Annotated in this window: 18 protein-coding genes; 14 read left to right on the forward strand and 4 right to left on the reverse strand. The window is 60.0% G+C overall.

Annotated elements, in window-relative coordinates; genetic code table 11:
* Positions 1-24: 24 nt before the first annotated feature.
* From AD665_RS25895 to gntB, 6 genes are all read left to right on the forward strand, one after another.
* A complete protein-coding gene (locus tag AD665_RS25895; protein WP_053194342.1) occupies positions 25-987 on the forward strand; it encodes a proline dehydrogenase family protein in 963 nt (320 codons plus the stop codon).
* Positions 965-2059, forward strand: a complete 1095-nt coding sequence (locus AD665_RS25900) for a threonine aldolase family protein (protein ID WP_160321678.1) — start codon at positions 965-967, stop codon at positions 2057-2059. Before AD665_RS25895 ends, AD665_RS25900 begins: the two co-directional genes overlap by 23 nt.
* Positions 2056-3360, forward strand: a complete 1305-nt coding sequence (locus tag AD665_RS25905) for a hypothetical protein (RefSeq protein ID WP_024781083.1) — start codon at positions 2056-2058, stop codon at positions 3358-3360. Before AD665_RS25900 ends, AD665_RS25905 begins: the two co-directional genes overlap by 4 nt.
* Positions 3357-4571, forward strand: a complete 1215-nt coding sequence (locus AD665_RS25910; RefSeq protein WP_024781084.1) for an MFS transporter — start codon at positions 3357-3359, stop codon at positions 4569-4571. The genes AD665_RS25905 and AD665_RS25910 overlap by 4 nt, the downstream gene beginning before the upstream one ends.
* Positions 4568-5683, forward strand: coding sequence for an aminotransferase class V-fold PLP-dependent enzyme (locus tag AD665_RS25915; RefSeq protein WP_024781085.1), 1116 nt, complete (start codon positions 4568-4570; stop codon positions 5681-5683). The genes AD665_RS25910 and AD665_RS25915 overlap by 4 nt, the downstream gene beginning before the upstream one ends.
* Before the next feature lie 79 nt (positions 5684-5762).
* A complete protein-coding gene (gene gntB / locus AD665_RS25920; protein WP_024781086.1) occupies positions 5763-6749 on the forward strand; it encodes a guanitoxin biosynthesis L-arginine gamma (S) hydroxylase in 987 nt (328 codons plus the stop codon).
* Between the two features lie 71 nt (positions 6750-6820).
* Here the strand turns inward: gntB and AD665_RS25925 are convergent, their stop codons facing one another.
* Positions 6821-7165: a cupin domain-containing protein gene (locus AD665_RS25925; protein WP_024781087.1), complete on the reverse strand. Its 345-nt coding sequence runs from the start codon at positions 7163-7165 to the stop codon at positions 6821-6823.
* A gap of 100 nt (positions 7166-7265) precedes the next feature.
* A complete protein-coding gene (locus AD665_RS25930; RefSeq protein WP_024781088.1) occupies positions 7266-8150 on the reverse strand; it encodes a LysR substrate-binding domain-containing protein in 885 nt (294 codons plus the stop codon).
* 228 nt (positions 8151-8378) lie between these two features.
* Between AD665_RS25930 and AD665_RS25935 the strand changes: the two genes are divergently transcribed.
* Complete coding sequence (locus tag AD665_RS25935; RefSeq protein WP_053194344.1) at positions 8379-9143, forward strand: sulfite exporter TauE/SafE family protein; 765 nt, start codon at positions 8379-8381, stop codon at positions 9141-9143.
* Here AD665_RS25935 and AD665_RS25940 read toward each other — a convergent pair.
* Positions 9133-9444: a putative quinol monooxygenase gene (locus AD665_RS25940; protein WP_024781090.1), complete on the reverse strand. Its 312-nt coding sequence runs from the start codon at positions 9442-9444 to the stop codon at positions 9133-9135. The two genes, AD665_RS25935 and AD665_RS25940, sit on opposite strands and share 11 nt — an antisense overlap.
* Before the next feature lie 198 nt (positions 9445-9642).
* Between AD665_RS25940 and mdaB the strand changes: the two genes are divergently transcribed.
* From mdaB to AD665_RS25955, 3 genes are all read left to right on the forward strand, one after another.
* Positions 9643-10233, forward strand: coding sequence for an NADPH:quinone oxidoreductase MdaB (mdaB, locus tag AD665_RS25945; RefSeq protein WP_024781091.1), 591 nt, complete (start codon positions 9643-9645; stop codon positions 10231-10233).
* 48 nt (positions 10234-10281) lie between these two features.
* Positions 10282-11187: a LysR family transcriptional regulator gene (locus AD665_RS25950; protein ID WP_024781092.1), complete on the forward strand. Its 906-nt coding sequence runs from the start codon at positions 10282-10284 to the stop codon at positions 11185-11187.
* 118 nt (positions 11188-11305) lie between these two features.
* A complete protein-coding gene (locus AD665_RS25955; protein ID WP_024781093.1) occupies positions 11306-12199 on the forward strand; it encodes an NAD-dependent epimerase/dehydratase family protein in 894 nt (297 codons plus the stop codon).
* A gap of 164 nt (positions 12200-12363) precedes the next feature.
* Here AD665_RS25955 and AD665_RS25960 read toward each other — a convergent pair whose 3' ends face one another.
* A complete protein-coding gene (locus tag AD665_RS25960) occupies positions 12364-13809 on the reverse strand; it encodes a SulP family inorganic anion transporter (RefSeq protein WP_024781094.1) in 1446 nt (481 codons plus the stop codon).
* On the opposite strand from AD665_RS25960, the gene AD665_RS27500 reads away from it, so the two are divergent.
* From AD665_RS27500 to AD665_RS25975, 4 genes are read left to right on the forward strand one after another with little or no spacing between them, the layout of a single operon-like run.
* On the forward strand, positions 13808-14116 hold the full coding sequence (locus AD665_RS27500) for a hypothetical protein (RefSeq protein ID WP_147460440.1): 309 nt from the start codon (positions 13808-13810) through the stop codon (positions 14114-14116). The two genes, AD665_RS25960 and AD665_RS27500, sit on opposite strands and share 2 nt — an antisense overlap.
* 54 nt (positions 14117-14170) lie before the next feature.
* Positions 14171-15520, forward strand: a complete 1350-nt coding sequence (locus AD665_RS25965; protein WP_024781095.1) for a GntT/GntP/DsdX family permease — start codon at positions 14171-14173, stop codon at positions 15518-15520.
* A 27-nt stretch (positions 15521-15547) separates the two neighbouring features.
* A complete protein-coding gene (locus AD665_RS25970; RefSeq protein WP_024781096.1) occupies positions 15548-16408 on the forward strand; it encodes a MurR/RpiR family transcriptional regulator in 861 nt (286 codons plus the stop codon).
* A 1-nt stretch (position 16409) separates the two neighbouring features.
* A complete protein-coding gene (locus AD665_RS25975; RefSeq protein ID WP_053194345.1) occupies positions 16410-17858 on the forward strand; it encodes a D-aminoacylase in 1449 nt (482 codons plus the stop codon).
* Positions 17859-17900: the final 42 nt, after the last annotated feature.

Consider the following 17900-nt stretch of genomic DNA (forward strand, 5'->3'; position numbering starts at 1 on the left):
GACACATATCAAGGAGCGATACCCATGCCTTCGCAGGAAACATGCGTACTAATCTCTGCCGGCCTTAAAAAGTTGGCGTTGAATCAAGAGTGTCGAGACGCTTTCAATAAAGACGCGTTGTTCTTCAGGTTATTCGAGCGAGCTGCTCAGCGTTATATAGTCTCGTCGAGCCTGGAAGGCCTTCCCGGCAAGCTGCAACTGCTCTGCGACAAGGGTTACCGACTCGGTGTCGAATATGTCGGCGAAGAAAACCATGATCCGCGCGTCGTACAGTCTTTTGTCGATGAATACCTGACGTCCATTCAGGCTTTCGCTAAGGCCGGATTAACTCCCCAGTTAGGTTTCGATTTAAGTGCAGTAGGGATGCTGATATCCCAGGAAACTGCTTATCGCAACGCCACCGCCATCTTGTCCGCCGCAGCGGAACATAATATTCCCGTGATGATCAGCATGGAGCACTCTTCGGCGGTCGATAAGATCCTCGAAGTGTATTCCAAGTTGGCCCCCGATCATTCCAATATCGGCCTCACCGTGCAGGCACACTTGCATAGAACCGTGAATGATTTACCCGCCCTCATCCGTTATGGCCGCAAGATCAGGCTGGTTAAGGGCGTTTATAACGAAGCACCCGAAGTTGCCCTTCCCCGGGGCGCTGAACTTGATGAGCGTTATTTGAACCTGCTGGCCGATATCCTCGACGCCGGGGTTCCGGTCAGTTGCGCAACGCAAGATCCCAACCTGATCAAGCGCCTCTTCGAGGAGGGCTTCCACACCCGCATCGAGGAGCTGGAAATGCTCCACGGCGTGCAACCCGAGGCGTTGCGCAAAGCCAGGGATGCAGGACTGGCCTGTCGTATCGCGGCGGTCTACGGCGATAGCTGGTATCTGCATTTCCTGCATCGCCTGGCGGAGTCGCCTGTCAATGTCCTCGAGGCCCTGGCCGACTTCTACGATCCTTCTCGCATTGTCTTTGGCGCAGGTTATTAACGGAGCATTTATGTTTATCGATCTCAGAAGCGATACGGTAACCAAGCCAACGGAAGGCATGCGCAAGGCCATTTATCAGGCTGAAGTGGGTGATGACTGCTTCGGTGAAGACCCGACTGTGCGTGCATTGGAAGAATACTGTGCGCAATATTTCCAGAAGGAAGCGGCGCTGTTTACTTCTGGCGGCACGTTGAGTAACCAGTTGGCTATCAAGGCCATGACGAACCCGGGCGACGAAATATTCCTGGACGCTTCCTACCATATCAATTTCTATGAGTCCGCCTCGACCTCGGCTTTTTCCGGGGTCAATTTTTCGCTTTCAACCCATGACAGCGGGTTGTTCACGGTCAGTGACCTGGAAAAACTTCACGCCTCCAAATGCCGTTGGAGCCAGAATTACGCGCTGCCTCGGGTGGTGGTGATCGAGAACACGCTCGGGTGCAAAGGCGGCGCCATCTTTCCTTTGCAGCAAATGAACGATGTCTTTGCCTATGCCCAGGATATCGGTGCCTACCGTTACCTGGATGGCGCGCGCATTCTCCATGCGTCCATCGCGTCCGGCATTGACGTGACGTCGTATACCGACAACGCCGATCTCCTGTCGATGTGCCTGTCCAAGGGATTGGGCGCGCCGATCGGTTCGATCATGGTGGGGACCGGGGAACTGATACAGCGAGCCAAGAAGTACCGGAAATGGTTCGGCGGCGACTTGCATCAGGCCGGCATGATGGCGGCCGCCGGGCTTTACGCGATGCACAATCATGTCGAGCGCCTGGCCGAAGACCATGAGCATGCGGCGCTGCTGCACCAACTGCTCAACGACATCGACGAAGCGCCCGCTCGCTATAAGGGCACCAACATGGTCACCCTGGATATTGCCTCGCTGGAAATCCCGCCGGTGCAGTTCGCGGGCTACCTGCGCAAGCAAGGCGTAGGTGGGCTGCCTTATAACGCCAGGGAAATGCGCTTCATGCCGCATATCAACATTACCCGCGACGATATCCACAAAGCCGCCGGTATCATCAAGGACGCCGTCCGTGCGCTCAGCCAGGCCGGGGAGACGATCAAGTGATCTACAAGAAAAATGTCGTCCTGATCGTCGATGCCTATTCGATCGGCAGCCTGATCGCGCCAGCATTCATCTCCCGTGGATTGGACTGCGTGCATCTGCGTTCGACCGCCAACGTCAACGAGTTCTACAAGCCCTGGTTTCGTCCCGCCGATTTTATCGAAGACATTCTCTACAGCTCGGATGCCGAGTTGCGCCAGGCCTTGTCCGACTATTCGGTCCAGTTCGTGCTGGCCGGCTGCGAGTTCGGGGTTGAGCTGGCCGCTCACCTGGCCGAGTTGTTCGACGTCACGCGCCGCAATGATCCACGCCATGCCATTCGCTGGCGCGACAAGTTCGAAATGCATGAAGCGTTGCAGCAGGCCGGTGTACGGTCGATCAGGCATTTCAAATCGGGGTCGCTGGCGGCCATTCAGGAGTGGGTAAAAGAACACGCAATCCTGCCCGTGGTGTTGAAACCGATCAAGAGCGCCGGCTCCGACAATATCCATATCTGCACCCGTGAGAGCGAGGTCGAGGGGGCATTCGAGGCGATCAAGTCGAGCCGGAACCTTTTTCTCGAAAGCAACGACGAAGTGCTGGTTCAGCAGTACCTGGATAACTCGGACTTCAGGACGGAACTGTCGGCGAGCAAGTCCAGCGATGTGGATATCGAATATTGCGTCAACACCGTGAGTGTCGACGGCCAGCACTATGTCAGCGAGATCATCCGTGTCTATCGCACGCGGATTGGCGATTCGCCGGTGCATGACTACAACCAGTTGATGTGCCCGGTGGACAATGCCGATGTCTATGCTCGTCTGTCGCATTACATTTTTTCCGTACTTGACGCGCTCGGTATCCGGCAAGGGGTTGGTCACAGCGAGCTGATGATTGTCGATGATGAGCCGGTACTGCTTGAAACCGCGGCACGCATGCCGGGTGGTATCGATCTGTCGGCTTATACCCGGGCCCTGGGGCATAACCAGTTGAGCCTGTGGATCGACTCTCTGATCAATCCCCAGGCATTTCTCGACTACCGCCAGCGGCCGAGAACCCGACTCTACTTCCATTCAAGCTGCGTGTTTCTGATCGCCCGGCAGGCCGGCCAGATCAAGCGGGCGCCTGAGCTGGCGCGATGGAAAGCGATCCCCGGGGTGCACAGCATCAAGATTCAGGATGAGGGCATGCTCAAGGAAACCGTTTCCCTGGAGAACTGCCCGGGCCACGTGTTCATCCTCGGTCATGATCGCGCCGCCATCCAGAAAAGCATCGAGTTGCTGCGTGAGGATGAGCCCGGCGTCTACAGGGCCATGCTGGCATGAACGACGTCTCGGGGGAGCTGGCCGTGCAGGATGGGGCCAAGGTCTATACAAGGCCTGTGATTCTGCTGCTGTCAGCGACATTTATCCTGACCGTTGCCCGGGCGCTGGCGCTGCCTTATCTGGTTGTCTACTGCTCCCAGGTGTTCGGCCTGGGTGTCACGGATATCGGCCTTGTGGTCGGCGGCGCGCTGATCGTCAGCTCCCTGTTGGGCGTCTATGGCGGCTTTCTGGTGGACAGGTTTTCCAACTATCGGATCCTGCTCGGTGCGGCCACCCTGTTTGCCCTGGCATTTGCCGTGGCCTACCAGGTTGCCAGCCTGGTGCCGTTCATCATCGCCATCGTAGTAGTGAACCTGTCCTATGCAGTGATCGATATCGCCGTGAAGTCAGGCATAGGTTTCCTGGTGATCGTCGATAAACGGGGAAGCGTGTTTTCCATGAAATACACGCTGACCAATGTCGGTTACGCCATCGGTCCGTTCTTGGGCGTGTTGTTCGCCAAGATAAGTCCCGGCCTGCCCTTTGCGGTTTCGGCGATGATCGGCGTGGTGTTCGTGGGGCTGTACAGCGTGTTGGGCGAGCGGCTCCCCCAGGGAGCAAGCACGGAGCGTCCGAACAATGACTTCGCTCGTGTACTGGTTCATCTGGGGCGCAATTACCGGCTGGTCTGCTTTACGATCGGCGGCGTTCTCAGTGCGATCGTGTTCGGACAGTTCACCGCCTATCTCTCGCAATATCTGATCGTGACCAGCGACCCGGAAAACACCTACCGGATCATCAATTATCTGGTCACCACCAACGCTTGCGTGGTCATCGGCCTGCAGTACCTGATCGGCTCCAGGATCCATCAGAACAACCTGTTCCGCATGTTGCTGCTGGGCATGTTGTTCTTCATCACCGGCCTCCTGGGTTTCGCTTATGCACAGGGCTGGGTGGTCTGGGTGGTGGCCATGATCATTTTCACCGTGGGGGAGATCATCATTATCCCGGCGGAGTACCTGTTCATTGACTACATCGCGCCGGAAGACATGCGGGGCGTGTATTACGGCGCACAGAACCTGTCGAACCTGGGGGCGGCGTTGGGGCCTGTACTGTGTGGGGCGGTGTTGTCGTTGTATGCGCCCCAGACCATGTTCTACGTCCTGTCGCTGTGTGTGGTCGCGGCCAGCCTGTTCTATTTCCTGGGCTCCAGGCGCGGGGGACATTCATGATTCATTTCAACACTGCCGGTTCGGGGCTCATGTCCAGCGAGACGCTGAGTCAGATGCAGCATTATTTGCAGGCAGAGTTCGAGTTGGGCGCCTATGAGACCGAACTGAATCATTCGACCGTACTGGACGTCGAGGTCTATGAGAACATCGCCCGGTTGCTGGGCGCCGATGCGCGCAACATTGCACTGTTCGATGGGGCGACAAAGGCCTGGGTGACGGCGCTGGAATCACTGACCTGGACCGAGGGCGCACGGGTCCTGGTTACGCCTTACGAATACGCCGGCAACTTGATTGCTCTGTCCACATTGCAGCGCCTGCACGGGCTGGTGGTCGAAGTGATACCGCTGCTGGCCGATGGCAACCTGGACCTGCAATGGTTGGCCCGGCACATGAGCGTTGAGGTCAAGCTGGTCTCGCTCGTCCATGTGCCTTCCTGCTGCGGCATCGTCAATGACATCGTCGCGGTGGGTAACATTTTGCGCGATTACCCTTGCCTGTACTTTGTCGATGCCTGTCAGTCGGCAGGCATGCTCGCGCTGGATGTGCAGGCCATTGGCTGCGATGTACTGACGGCTGCCGGCAGGAAGTTCCTCTGTGGACCGAGAGGTACCGGATTCGCCTATCTTTCCGAGCGCTTCCTGGCCTCTGCGCAACCGCGTTTTACCGATCTGGGCCGGGCCAGCGTCGATCAATCCGGCGTGGTCCATCGGCGTGTCGATGATGCCCGTGGTTTCGAGTTTGCCGAACGCAACAACGCGGCAGTGGTGGGCTTGAACCAGGCGATCAAGGAACGCTTGTCGAGTGCCTACGGTGAAGAGTCCGAGCTCTACCGGACTCTTTTCCAGCGTATGGCCCGGATGCCCGACGTCCACTTGATTGCGCCGGGTACGCATCATCAAGGAATCATCGCGTTTACTCATGCCCGCTATGCGGCGACGGAAGTTGTCGGCTATCTGCGCGCCCGAGGAATCAACAGTTGGCCGGGGTATGCCTCCCATACGCCGTACTTCATGTTGAAGCAGGGGCATGAGCGCTTCGTGCGAATCTCCATCAATGCGCGGAACAGCGTTCGTGAGGCTGATGAATTCATCTCTTTGCTGGGGCAGATATAACCCGGCGCAGGGTACGAAACTTCACGCAAGAACCGTGGATGTCTGCAGTGATCACGTTGAATCAAGAAAGGGAATTCTGATGAACGATATGACCAGGTTTAATCCTTCAACTGAACTCAGGCAACGCTTGCGCCCCCTGTATCACAAGGATAACTGGCACTGGCTGGTTGCCCTTGGCGCGGACTTGATCGTCATTGCCGCGGCTGTGTACCTGAGCCATCGCTATAACTTTCTGTATCCGCTGGCGCTGCTGTTCATTGGCTCTCGACAGCGGGCTCTCGCGTCGCTTTTGCACGAAGCGGCGCACATGACCCTGGCCAGGAGCAAAATGCTCAACAAGTGGGTCGGCGAATATTTGCTGGCTTATCCCATCTTCCAGAACTTCGAAGCGTACCGTCGTTCCCATGTGCAGATGCATCACCACCATCTGGGTGATCAGGACAAGGATCCCGACCATCGCTTCTACATCGAGTCAGGTCTGTATGAGGCGCAGGATCGACTGGATTTCCTGTCCCGGCATCTGTTCAGGAGCGTGACGCTGGTCAACACCTACAAGTATTTTCTCTACCTGGTAAAGAATCGTGCCGGTGACATCCTCGCCAACCCGCTACAGGGCGTGAAGCTTCTGGCAGTGCATGGGGTCATCCTGCTGCTGTTGAGCTATTTCGTCGGTCCATGGGGCTATGTCCTGTTCTGGCTGATTCCATACTTCACAGCCTTCCAGGTGATCGGTTGGTTCTCCGAGATTTCCGAGCACTTTGGCATGTTCGGGGTCTACAAGGAGGAGGTGAATCTGACGCGCAATCGCTTCCCGACCCTGCCCGAAAGATTGTTCATTGGCATGCATGGCGATAACTATCATCTGACGCACCATTTGTTTGCCGGGGTTCCGTTCTGGAACCTGAAGCAGGCACACCGGATCTTGATGGACGATGAGAGTTACGCTGCGGCGAACCACGGCTGTGGCGGGATTTTTACGGCGAGGGAGGGGGCCCGGTCCAGCATCCATCAGATACTCGAGGCGTATCGAAGCGGCAAAATCAGCGCCATCAACGTCACGGTATAGCGCGTTGCGGCACTGCGCTGTGTTCGCACCGGGCGAGCACAGCGCATCGGCCGCGGATGTATCGGACCGCGTCAGGCGAAGACGAAGTATTTGCGCACGGTTTCAACCACTTCCCAGGTGCCTTTCATCCCAGGCTCGATGACAAAGATGTCACCGGCCCGCAGATGGATGGGTTCCATGCCTTCCGGCGTGATGATGCAGTAGCCTTCCTGGAAGTGGCAGTATTCCCACTTCACGTATTCCACGTACCATTTGCCCGGCGTGCAGATCCAGGTGCCCATGATCTTGCTGCCATCTTCGCTGGTGTAAGCGTTGAGGTTGACGGTATGCGGGTCGCCTTCGAGCTTCTCCCATTTGCAGGCATCGAGTACGGGCAGCGGATGGGTATCGCGCAGAACGGTGATAGGTGCGGTCATGTGGACTCCGGGCATTGGACGTAATCTGAAGAGGCACCCTATAGACGTCTGCGGTCCTCCAGTTGTCTGTGCTCGACATCGGGCTACCCAGAAACGCAAATCAATGCTCGGACAGATGCACGGCGAGAGCCTTGGCATAGGCCGGCAACGCCTCGAAATTGCACGCCGCCAACAACAGGGCCCGTTGTGCCCAAGCCTCGTGCAGCGGCACGCATCGATACGATGGCTCGGCAGGGCGGCGTTCAATAGTGGCCTTTGGCACGATGGCGATACCTGCGCCATGGGCCACCATGCGAATCACTCCATCGAAACCGTCAGCGCGAATGCGGATCCGCATGCGCAGCCCGGTGTGCAGGGCCTGCTCCTCGAGATACACCGCCAGGGCGTTGGTGGCGTTCAGCCCGACATAATCATGAACGAGGGTCTCGCTGAAACTGACTGCTCGGCCGTCGGCCAATGGATGCCCGGACGGTAGGATCAATACCAGCGGATCGTTGCGAAAGGGCCGGGTCTGAAGGTCATCGGTGTCGACTGCGTCGGACACGACACCCAGGTCTGCCGCACCCTGGCGCAAGGCATGGGTGATGCGTGAGCTGGGGAGCTCTTGCAGGTCGATGTCGAGATTGGGGTGGTCCTTGAGGAAGGTGGCCAGCAACTCGGGCAAGTGTTCGCTCATGGCGCTGGTGTTGCACAGCAACCGTACCCGGCCTTTGACGCCCTTGGCATACTCGGCCAGATCCTGTTGCAGGTGCTCCGCGTGTTGCAGCAATACCCGGGCATGCTGCGCCATGGCCTTGCCGGCCGGTGTGGGCGTTACGCCACGCCGCCCGCGTGCGAGCAATTCGGTGCCCAAAGACGCTTCCATGGCACGGACCCGCGCACTCGCCGCCGCCAGGGACAAATGGCTGCGGGCTGCTCCGGCGGTGATGTTGCCGGTGTCGAGGATGTTCACATAGAGGCGCAGGTCGGTGAGGTCGAAGTGCATGGGGGGATCCTGTGCCGGGTTTTGTGGTGTCTGATGGATTGCCATCGCGAGCAGGCTCGCTCCCACAGTGATCGGTGTGAGCACAAGATTTGTGTTCACCCTGTGGGAGCGAGCCTGCTCGCGAAGGGGCCAGTAGCACCACTAAAGTCTTCAGCCTCTTGTTGAGCAAGAGGCTGCCTCAGTATATGGCAGATTTCCAAACAACCCGCCTGGGCCCAGGATAGCCCCATGGACACCTTCATCGCTTTCTATCAGAACCTGGGCCCGGCGCTATCGCTGTTGATCGTCATCACCTTCCTGCTGGCCGGCACGATCAAAGGGGTGATCGGCCTCGGCCTGCCGACCATTTCCATGGGGGTGCTCGGTCTGGCTATGGCACCGATGCAGGCTGCCGCATTGCTCATCATCCCGGCCACTTTGACCAATCTTTGGCAGCTGGCTTTCGGCGGTCACTTGCGTACCTTGATCCGGCGCTTGTGGCTGCTGTTGTTGGCGATTTCCATCGGCACCGGTCTCGGGACCTTGTGGATCGGCATGGCGGGCGGCCCCTGGGTGGTGCGGGCCTTGGGAGGGGCATTATTAGTGTATGCCCTGAGTGGGCTGGCGCTGCCGGCGCTACGGGTAGGTGGAAGCGTTGAGTTGTGGCTGGCGCCGTTCTGCGGGCTGCTGACCGGCGTCATCACGTCTGCCACGGGTGTGTTTGTCATTCCGGCGGTGCCTTATCTGCAAGCACTGGGCTTGAGCAAGGACGAGCTGGTGCAGGCCCTGGGTCTGTCCTTCACGGTGTCGACGTTGGCCCTGGCGGCCGGCCTGTGGTGGCGCGGTGCCCTGGGTGGGGGAGAGCTGAGCGCGTCGCTGCTGGCGCTGGTACCGGCGCTGCTGGGGATGTGGCTGGGGCAGTGGTTGCGCCGGCGGATCAGCGCCGAGCTGTTTCGGCGGGTGTTCTTCATTGCCCTTGGCGGGCTCGGCGCTCACATGCTGATCAGTGGCTAGACGATGGACTCAGCATCTCGACACGACGGATCTCGAAATCGCGCTCCAGGTAATCCATGCGGTGCTCAAAGAACTGCTTCATGTGCGGCAGATTCGAATGCACGTCCAGGTGGGCCTGGGATTGCCAGATTTCATAGAAGATAAACAGTGTCGGATCCTGTTGGTCCCGCAGCATGTGGTATTCGATGCAGCCCGGTTCGGCGCGACTCGGTTCGACGTAGGCACGAAACAGTGCTTCGAAGGCTTCGGCTTTTTCCGGGCGGGTTTTGGCGTGGAGGATGAAACCGTGCAGTTCGCTCATCGCGTGTCTCCTGAATGGACGTGAACTGAATTCTACGGCAACAATCGGGTGCTGATTCGTGCGTATGAATCAAATCAGTTTTGCCGCTGCAGCGCTTACTCCGCGCGAGGCTCATCGGTAGTCTGCGCCCCATCATTTCCAACCTTTCCATTCGGCAGCCCTTCGACGGTGCTCGCTGTGGAACCTGATGAGGCTCCCATGAAAAAAGTCCTGTTGCTCAACGGTGGTAAACAGTTTGCTCATTCCGATGGCCGCTATAACGCGACCCTCCACGACACGGCCCTCAGTGTGCTGGACCGTGGTGGCCTGGACGTCAAAAGCACCTTCATCGACGGCGGCTACGATATCAAGGAAGAGGTCGCCAAATTTCTCTGGGCCGATGTCGTCATCTATCAGATGCCAGGCTGGTGGATGGGCGCGCCATGGACCGTGAAGAAGTACGTCGACGAAGTGTTTACCGAAGGTCATGGCAGTCTCTACGCCAGTGACGGCCGCACCCGCTCCGATGCCTCGCAGAAGTACGGTAGCGGTGGCCTGATTCAGGGCAAGCAATACATGTTGTCGCTGACCTGGAACGCCCCACAGCAGGCCTTCGATGATCCGACCGACTTCTTCGAAGGCAAGGGCGTGGACGCGGTGTACTTCCCGTTCCACAAGGCCAACCAGTTCCTGGGCATGACCGGCTTGCCGACCTTCCTGTGCGTGGACGTGATGAAACGCCCGAACGTCGAAGCCGATGTGGCGCGCTATGAACAGCATTTGATCGAGGTGTTCGGCCTTTCGCGGTAATCCGGCTACTCTCGCCACATTGACTGTGCATTCCATGAGAGGACGTTTGTGAAAGCCAGATCCGACGAGTTGCAGATCTTCGTCTGTGTGATCGAGTGTGGGTCGATCTCCGCCGCCGCCGAGCAGGTCGGGCAGACACCCTCGGCGGTCAGCCGCACGTTGTCCCGGCTGGAAGCCAAGCTCGACACCACACTGATCAATCGCACCACCCGGCGCATGGACCTGACCGAGGAGGGCCGGTATTTCTTCGAGCAGGCCAAAAGCATTCTCGACCAGTTGGAAGCGTTGGAGGAACGCTTGTCTTCCCGCCAGCAGAAGCCTTCAGGACGGTTGCGGATCAACGCTGCGTCGCCGTTCATGCTGCATGCCATCGTGCCGCACATCGATGAGTTCCGCAGGCTCTACCCGGATATCCAGCTCGAGCTCAACACCAATGACCTGATCATTGATTTGCTCGAGCAGAGCACCGACGTCGCCATCCGCATCGGCGCCCTCACCGATTCGACGTTGCATGCCCGTCCCCTGGGCTGCAGTCCGTTGCACATCCTGGCCAGCCCCGCTTATCTGACACAGCACGGTACGCCTTCAACCGTCGCCGAACTGGCGGAGCATGCATTGCTGGGGTTTGCCCAGAACGATGGCCTCAACCAGTGGCCCTTGCGCCATCTCCACGGCGACCGCTGGCCCATTCAGGCGGCCATCAGCGCGTCCAGTGGCGAAACGGTGCGCCACCTGGCGCTGCAAGGGCAGGGCATCGCCTGCCTGTCGGACTTCATGACCCGCGACGACATCCGTGCCGGCCGACTGAAGGTGCTGCTGGCCGAGGCCAATAGCGGATACCGCCAGCCGATCAACGCGGTCTACTACCGCAACTCTCAACTGGCGTTGCGCATCCAGTGCTTCCTGGACTTCATTCAGGACAAGCTCGCCGAATACGCCTCGCGGGATCTCTAGTGGCCTAGGTGGCTAATTCGTGACTTCAAGGCAAGAGTGAATTGGGCAATGTGGACTGTTTCGCCAAGTAGCAGTCCTCGATACTCGCTCCATCACTGATCCTGCCAAGGAGTTTTTCATGAACGTATTTGTCACCGGCGCTGCCGGTTTTATCGGCGGTTCCATTGCTACCGGTCTGGTTCGGGCCGGACATCGAGTCATCGGTCTGGTACGCAATGCCGAGCAGGCGAAGGAGCTCGTTGCCCTGGGTATCAAACCGCTTATCGGCACTCTCGAAGACAGCGCGCTGCTGACCGGACAGGCCCGTGCTGCCGATGCGGTAATCAATGCCGCCAGCAGCGACCATCGTGGCGCGGTCGAAGCGCTGCTCGAGGGGCTCAGGGGCTCGAACAAGGTCCTGCTGCACACCAGCGGTTCGAGCATTGTCGGCGATGCTTCGGGTGGTCTTGCCAGCGCTGACGTCTACCAGGAGAACACCCTGCCGGAGCCTACCGTCGACAAGGCTGCCCGCGTCGCGATAGATAACCTCGTCCTTGGCGCGGCGAAGAACGGCGTGAACTCGGCGGTGATTTGCAATACCTTGATCTACGGCCACAGCCTGGGTGTCAGGCGCGACAGCGTGCAACTGCCGCGCTTGCTCAAGCAGGCGCGCAAAAGCGGAGTGGTGCGGCATGTCGGGCCGGGGCGGAATATCTGGTCCAACGTGCACATCGAGGATGTGGTGGAGTTGTACCTGCTTGCCCTGACCCGCAACCTGCCAGGCACGTTCTACTTCGTCGAAAGCGGCGAGGCCTCGTTTCTCGATATGACCACGGCCATGGCCCGGGCACTGAACCTTGGCGAACCGCAGGACTGGCCGCTGGCCGAAGCCGAGGCCGAGTGGGGCTATGAAATGGCCAACTACGGCCTGGGCTCCAACAGCCGCGTGCGAGGCCGGCATGCCCGCGAACTGCTGGGCTGGGCGCCGAAGCGGACGTCGGTGGTGGAGTGGATTCTCAACGAGATGGTGTAAGGCTGATACACCGCTATCGCGAGCAAGCCCGCCGTTGCTTGGTCACGACCGCAAGATCCCGATCCAACACAATTCCCCTGTGGGAGCGGGCTTGCTCGCGAAGGCGCCGGGCCAGGCAATCCTGTGCTGGCTGATGCACCGCCTTCGCGAGCAAAGGGGGATGTTCAGTCGTGATGCACGCCGGCACGCTTGAGCATTTGCTTGCAGCGCTCCGAGAGGTGGAACACCCGCAGGTGCTTGCCGGCCTTGCTGTAGCGTTCGCGCAGGGTCTTCAGCGCGGCGATGGCGGAGTAGTCGACGAAGCTCAGGTGACGGCAGTCCAGGGTCACCTGGACCGGATCATTCGCCGGGTCGAACTGGTTGAGAAACGGCGTGGTCGAGGCGAAGAACAGTGTGCCGTGCAAGCGATAGAGTTTGCTGCCGTCGGCCTCCAGATGGGTGTCGGCGTAGAGCTCCCGGGCCTGTTGCCAGGCGAAGTTGAGCGCCGCGACGATGATGCCGCACAGCACTGCCACGGCCAGGTCGGTAAACACGGTGATGACGGTCACGGCAATGATGACCAGCACATCATTCGCCGGTACCTTGTTGATCACCCGCAGCGAGGCCCAGGCAAAGGTCTGCTGCGCCACCACGAACATCACGCCCACCAGCGCAGCGAGCGGGATGCGCTCGATCAGCGGCGAGAGGAACAAGACGAACAGCAACACCATCACCCCGGCCACCGCGCCGGACAACCGGCCGCGACCGCCAGAGCTGAGGTTGATCACCGTCTGGCCGATCATGGCGCAACCGCCCATGCCGCCGAACAGGCCGGAGGCGATATTGGCCGCGCCGAGCGCCACGCACTCGCGGTCCGGATAACCGCGGCTTTCAGTGATTTCATCAGTCAGGTTCAGGGTCAGCAGGGTTTCCAGCAAACCGACCATCGCCATGATCACCGCATAGGGTGCCACGATCCGCAGGGTTTCCAGGTTCCAGGGAATATCCGGCAGGGCAAAATCGGGCAAGCCGCCGGCGATGTGTGCCATGTCCCCCAGCGTACGGGTCGGCAGGCCGAGCAGGTAGACCACCAGGCCGATGCCAAGAATCGCCACCAGGGCCGGCGGCACGCTACGGGTCAGGCGTGGCAGCAGGTAGACAATCGCCATGGTCAACGCGACCAGGCCCGCCATCCAGTACAACGGTGCGCCGCTGAGCCACGCTCCTCCGCTCTTGAAATGCTCCAGTTGGGCCAGTGCAATGACGATCGCCAGGCCGTTGACGAAGCCGAGCATCACCGGGTGCGGCACCATGCGCACCAGCTTGCCCAGCCGCAACAGCCCGAAAGCCACCATGATCAGCCCACCCAGCACCACCGTGGCCAGCAGGTACTGCACGCCGTGCTGTACCACCAGCGCGACGATCACCACCGCCATCGACCCCGCCGCGCCCGACACCATGCCAGGCCGGCCGCCAAACAGTGCGGTCAGGGTGCAGATGATGAAAGCGCCATACAGCCCCATCAGCGGGTTGAGGTGGGCCACCAGGGCGAAGGCGATGCATTCGGGGAGCAAAGCAAAAGAAGTAGTGAGGCCGGCGAGGACGTCGGCGCGAAGGCGTGCTGGTTTCATGGTTTACCTGACTGGGCGCCGGTTGGGAGTCGGCTGCCGGGGGACGTGGTGCAAAAAGCAGAAGGATGGTACGCAATTGTCGGGCGTAGGAACAGTGGGCCTGTGGGAGCAAAGCTTGCTCGCGATCCAGACAAGTCAGTCAGCAACGGCATTGGCGGGTCTGCCGCTGTCGCGAGCAAGCTTTGCTCCCACAGGCATGAAAGTTTTGCAGTGGATTTTCATGGCGGCTGCTTCGCAATGTCCGTCAGCGACACTTCTTGTCCAGGCACGAAAGTTATTTTCAAAGCATTTGAAGATTGCTCCTTGAAATGATTTATGAGTTTCACAACTCATAGACGTGACCCTGTTCAAGGAGTACCGCATGGCACCTGCTTTCGGTTATTGGCTGTTGGTCTACGCGGCCATCGCTATCATTGCGCTGATCGTCCTGATCGCCCGCTACCGACTCAATCCGTTCATTGTGATCACCTTGGTCTCCATCGGTCTCGCGCTGTTGGCAGGGATGCCGCCGTCGGGCGTGGTGGGGGCGTATGAGGCCGGTGTGGGCAAGACGCTGGGCCACATTGCACTGGTGGTGGCCTTGGGCACGATGCTCGGCAAGATGATGGCCGAGTCCGGCGGGGCGGAACGGATGGCGCGGACGCTGATCGAACGCTTCGGAGAGCGAAACGCCCACTGGGCGATGGTGTGCATCGCCTTCCTGGTCGGGCTGCCGTTGTTCTTCGAAGTCGGCTTTGTGCTGCTGGTGCCCATCGCATTTACCGTCGCCCGACGGGTGGGCGTGTCGATCCTGATGGTAGGGCTGCCGATGGTCGCCGGGCTCTCGGTGGTCCATGCCCTGGTGCCGCCGCATCCGGCGGCGATGCTGGCGGTACAGGCATTCCAGGCCTCGGTGGGACAGACCTTGCTGTACGCGATCCTGATCGGCATTCCCACCGCGATCATCGCAGGTCCGCTGTACGCAAAGCTCATCGTCCCACGCATCCAGTTGCCGGCAGAGAACCCGCTGGAGCGACAGTTTCTCGACCGCGAACCCCGCGCCAGGCTGCCGGGTTTCGGCATCACCCTGGGGACCATCCTGCTGCCGGTGATCCTGATGCTGATCGGTGGCTGGGCCAACCTGATTTCTACGCCGGGCAGTGGTTTCAACCAGTTCCTGCTGTTCATCGGCAACTCGGTGATTGCACTGTTGCTGGCGACCGTCCTCAGCTTCTGGACCCTCGGCCTCGCCCAGGGCTTCAACCGTGAGTCGATCCTCAAGTTCACCAACGAGTGCCTGGCACCCACGGCCAGCATCACCTTGCTGGTGGGCGCTGGTGGCGGTTTGAACCGGATCCTGGTAGACGCCGGGGTCACGCAACAGATCGTCGGGCTGGCCCAGGAATTCCAACTGTCGCCACTGGTCATGGGCTGGCTGTTCGCCGCATTGATGCGCGTCGCCACCGGCTCCGCCACGGTGGCGATGACGACCGCCTCGGGCATCGTCGCCCCCGTGGCGATCGGCCTGGGCTATCCCCATCCCGAGTTGCTGGTGCTGGCAACCGGGGCCGGGTCGGTTATCTTTTCCCACGTCAACGACGGCGGCTTCTGGTTGATCAAGGAATATTTCAACATGACCGTTGCCCAAACCTTCAAGACCTGGACCGTGCTGGAAACGCTGATCTCCCTGGTCGCCTTTGGCCTGACCCTTGGGCTCGCGCGTTTGCTCTGAGCACAACGCAATCACACAGGAGCCGTCATGGATATCCTTTACCAGATCCGTGCTCGTCAGGATTCCTTCAGCGCCGGCGAAGGACGAATCGCCAGGCTGATGCTCGACGACGTAGGATTTGCCGCCGCCGCCAGCCTGGACGACCTGGCCCGGCGCGCCGAAGTCAGCAGTGCCACGCTATCGCGCTTCGCCCGCACCGTTGGTTGTCGCGACTTGCGGGATCTGCGCCTGCAACTGGCCCAGGCCAGCGGAGTCGGCAGCCGCTTTCTCGACCCGACAGGCGCGCCCGAGCAGTCGGCGTTTTATGGGCAGATTGTTGGCGATATCGAGTCCACATTGCGTCAGCATCTGTCGGCATTCGAGGAGACGCGGTTCGCCGATGCCGTGCGGATGCTTGGCAAGGCGCGCATGATTCATGCGTTCGGGCTCGGTGGCTGGTCGGCGTTGTGCAGTGAAGAGTTGCAGGTGCGGCTGGTGCGTTTCGGCTATCCGATTGCCGTGTGCCGCGACCCGGTGATGATGCGCATCGCCGCCACCTCGCTGAGCGAGGCAAATGTGGTCATTACTTGTTCGCTCACCGGTATCACCCCGGAACTGCTCGGTGCCGTTGAACTGGCTCGGAGTTACGGCGCGGCGATTCTGGCGATCACCCGGGCCGACTCCCCGCTGGCCCGATTGGCCGATGTCGTGCTGCCCCTGCAAGGCGCCGAAACCTCATTTATCTATAAGCCCACGGCGGCGCGCTACGGCATGCTGCTGGCTATCGACGTGCTCGCTACCGAACTCGCCCTGGCCAATCCTGAAGACAATCAAGAGCGTTTGCGGCGAGTCAAGCTCGCCCTGGACGACTACCGCGGCGGCGACGATGACTTGCCGCTGGGAGACTGACATGCTGTACGACACCCTTATCCGTAATGCGCTGGTCATCGATGGCTGCGACACGCCCGGCTACACCGCCGATCTGGCGATTCGTGCCGGGCGTATCGAGCGCATCGGCGACCTTGGCGCCGCCCGGGCGATTGCAGACATTGACGCTGCTGGGCGAGTGCTGGCGCCGGGTTTTATCGACGTGCACACCCACGACGACACAATGGTCATCCGCCAACCGCAAATGCTGCCCAAACTCAGCCAGGGTGTCACCACGGTGATCGTCGGCAACTGCGGCATCAGTGCTTCACCGGTGCGCCTGCGGGGCGATCCGCCGGACCCGATGAACCTGCTCGGCACCGCCCAGGCGTTCGTTTACCCGCGCTTCAGCGATTATCGTGGCGCGGTTGAAGCAGCGGCCCCTGCGGTCAACGTCGCCGCGTTGGTGGGCCACACGGCATTGCGCAGTAACCACATGGACGATTTGTTGCGCACAGCCAGCGTAGGGGAAATCGCCGCCATGCGTCAGCAACTGCGTGAAAGCCTGGAGGACGGTGCGTTGGGTTTGTCTACCGGCCTGGCTTACGCCAACGCTTTTTCAGCGTCTACTGATGAAGTCATGCAACTGACCGAAGAGTTGAGCGCGTACGGCGGGGTCTACACCACCCACCTGCGCAGCGAATTCGAACCGGTACTCGAGGCCATGGCCGAGGCCTTCCATATCGGACGCCATGCACAGAGCCCGGTGATTATTTCTCACCTCAAATGTGCCGGCGTCGGTAATTGGGGACGCAGTCCGCAGGTGCTCGCCGCGCTGGAAAGCGCTGCCAGAAACCATCCGGTCGGCTGTGACTGCTACCCCTATGCGGCAAGCTCTTCGACGCTGGATCTCAAGCAGGTGACCGATGCCCATCCCATCACCATCACCTGGTCGACGCCTCATCCGGCGATGAGCGGTCGCGACCTTATCGACATTGCCTGCAAATGGGGTGTGCCGTTGCTGGAAGCCGCGCGACGCTTGCAACCAGCTGGCGCGGTGTACTACGGCATGGACGAAGCTGATGTAAGACGAATCCTCGCACATCCGCTGTCCATGATCGGTTCCGACGGCTTGCCCGAAGACCCGTTTCCTCATCCACGCTTGTGGGGCGCTTTCCCACGGGTGTTGGGACATTTCAGTCGTGACGTCGGACTTTTTCCGTTACATACCGCCGTGCACAAAATGACCGGTCTTTCCGCCGCACGGTTCGGCTTGAAAGAGCGCGGCGAAATTCGCGAAGGACATTGGGCGGATCTGGTGCTGTTCAATCCGCATACCATTCGTGATGCTGCAGATTTCGTAGAGCCGCAACGTGCTGCCGAAGGCATTGATGGGGTGTGGATCAACGGCGTTCTGAGCTACAGCGACGGGCAGGCGAACGGACGCAGGGAGGGGCGGTTCCTGGCGAGAGCAGGACAGGCTGGTTCATGAATCAGGCGCAATTGCTCGTCACGCCATCGCGTTCGTCGCCTA

The sequence above is a fragment of the Pseudomonas corrugata genome (assembly GCF_001269905.1).
In the GTDB taxonomy this organism is placed as follows: domain Bacteria; phylum Pseudomonadota; class Gammaproteobacteria; order Pseudomonadales; family Pseudomonadaceae; genus Aquipseudomonas; species Aquipseudomonas corrugata.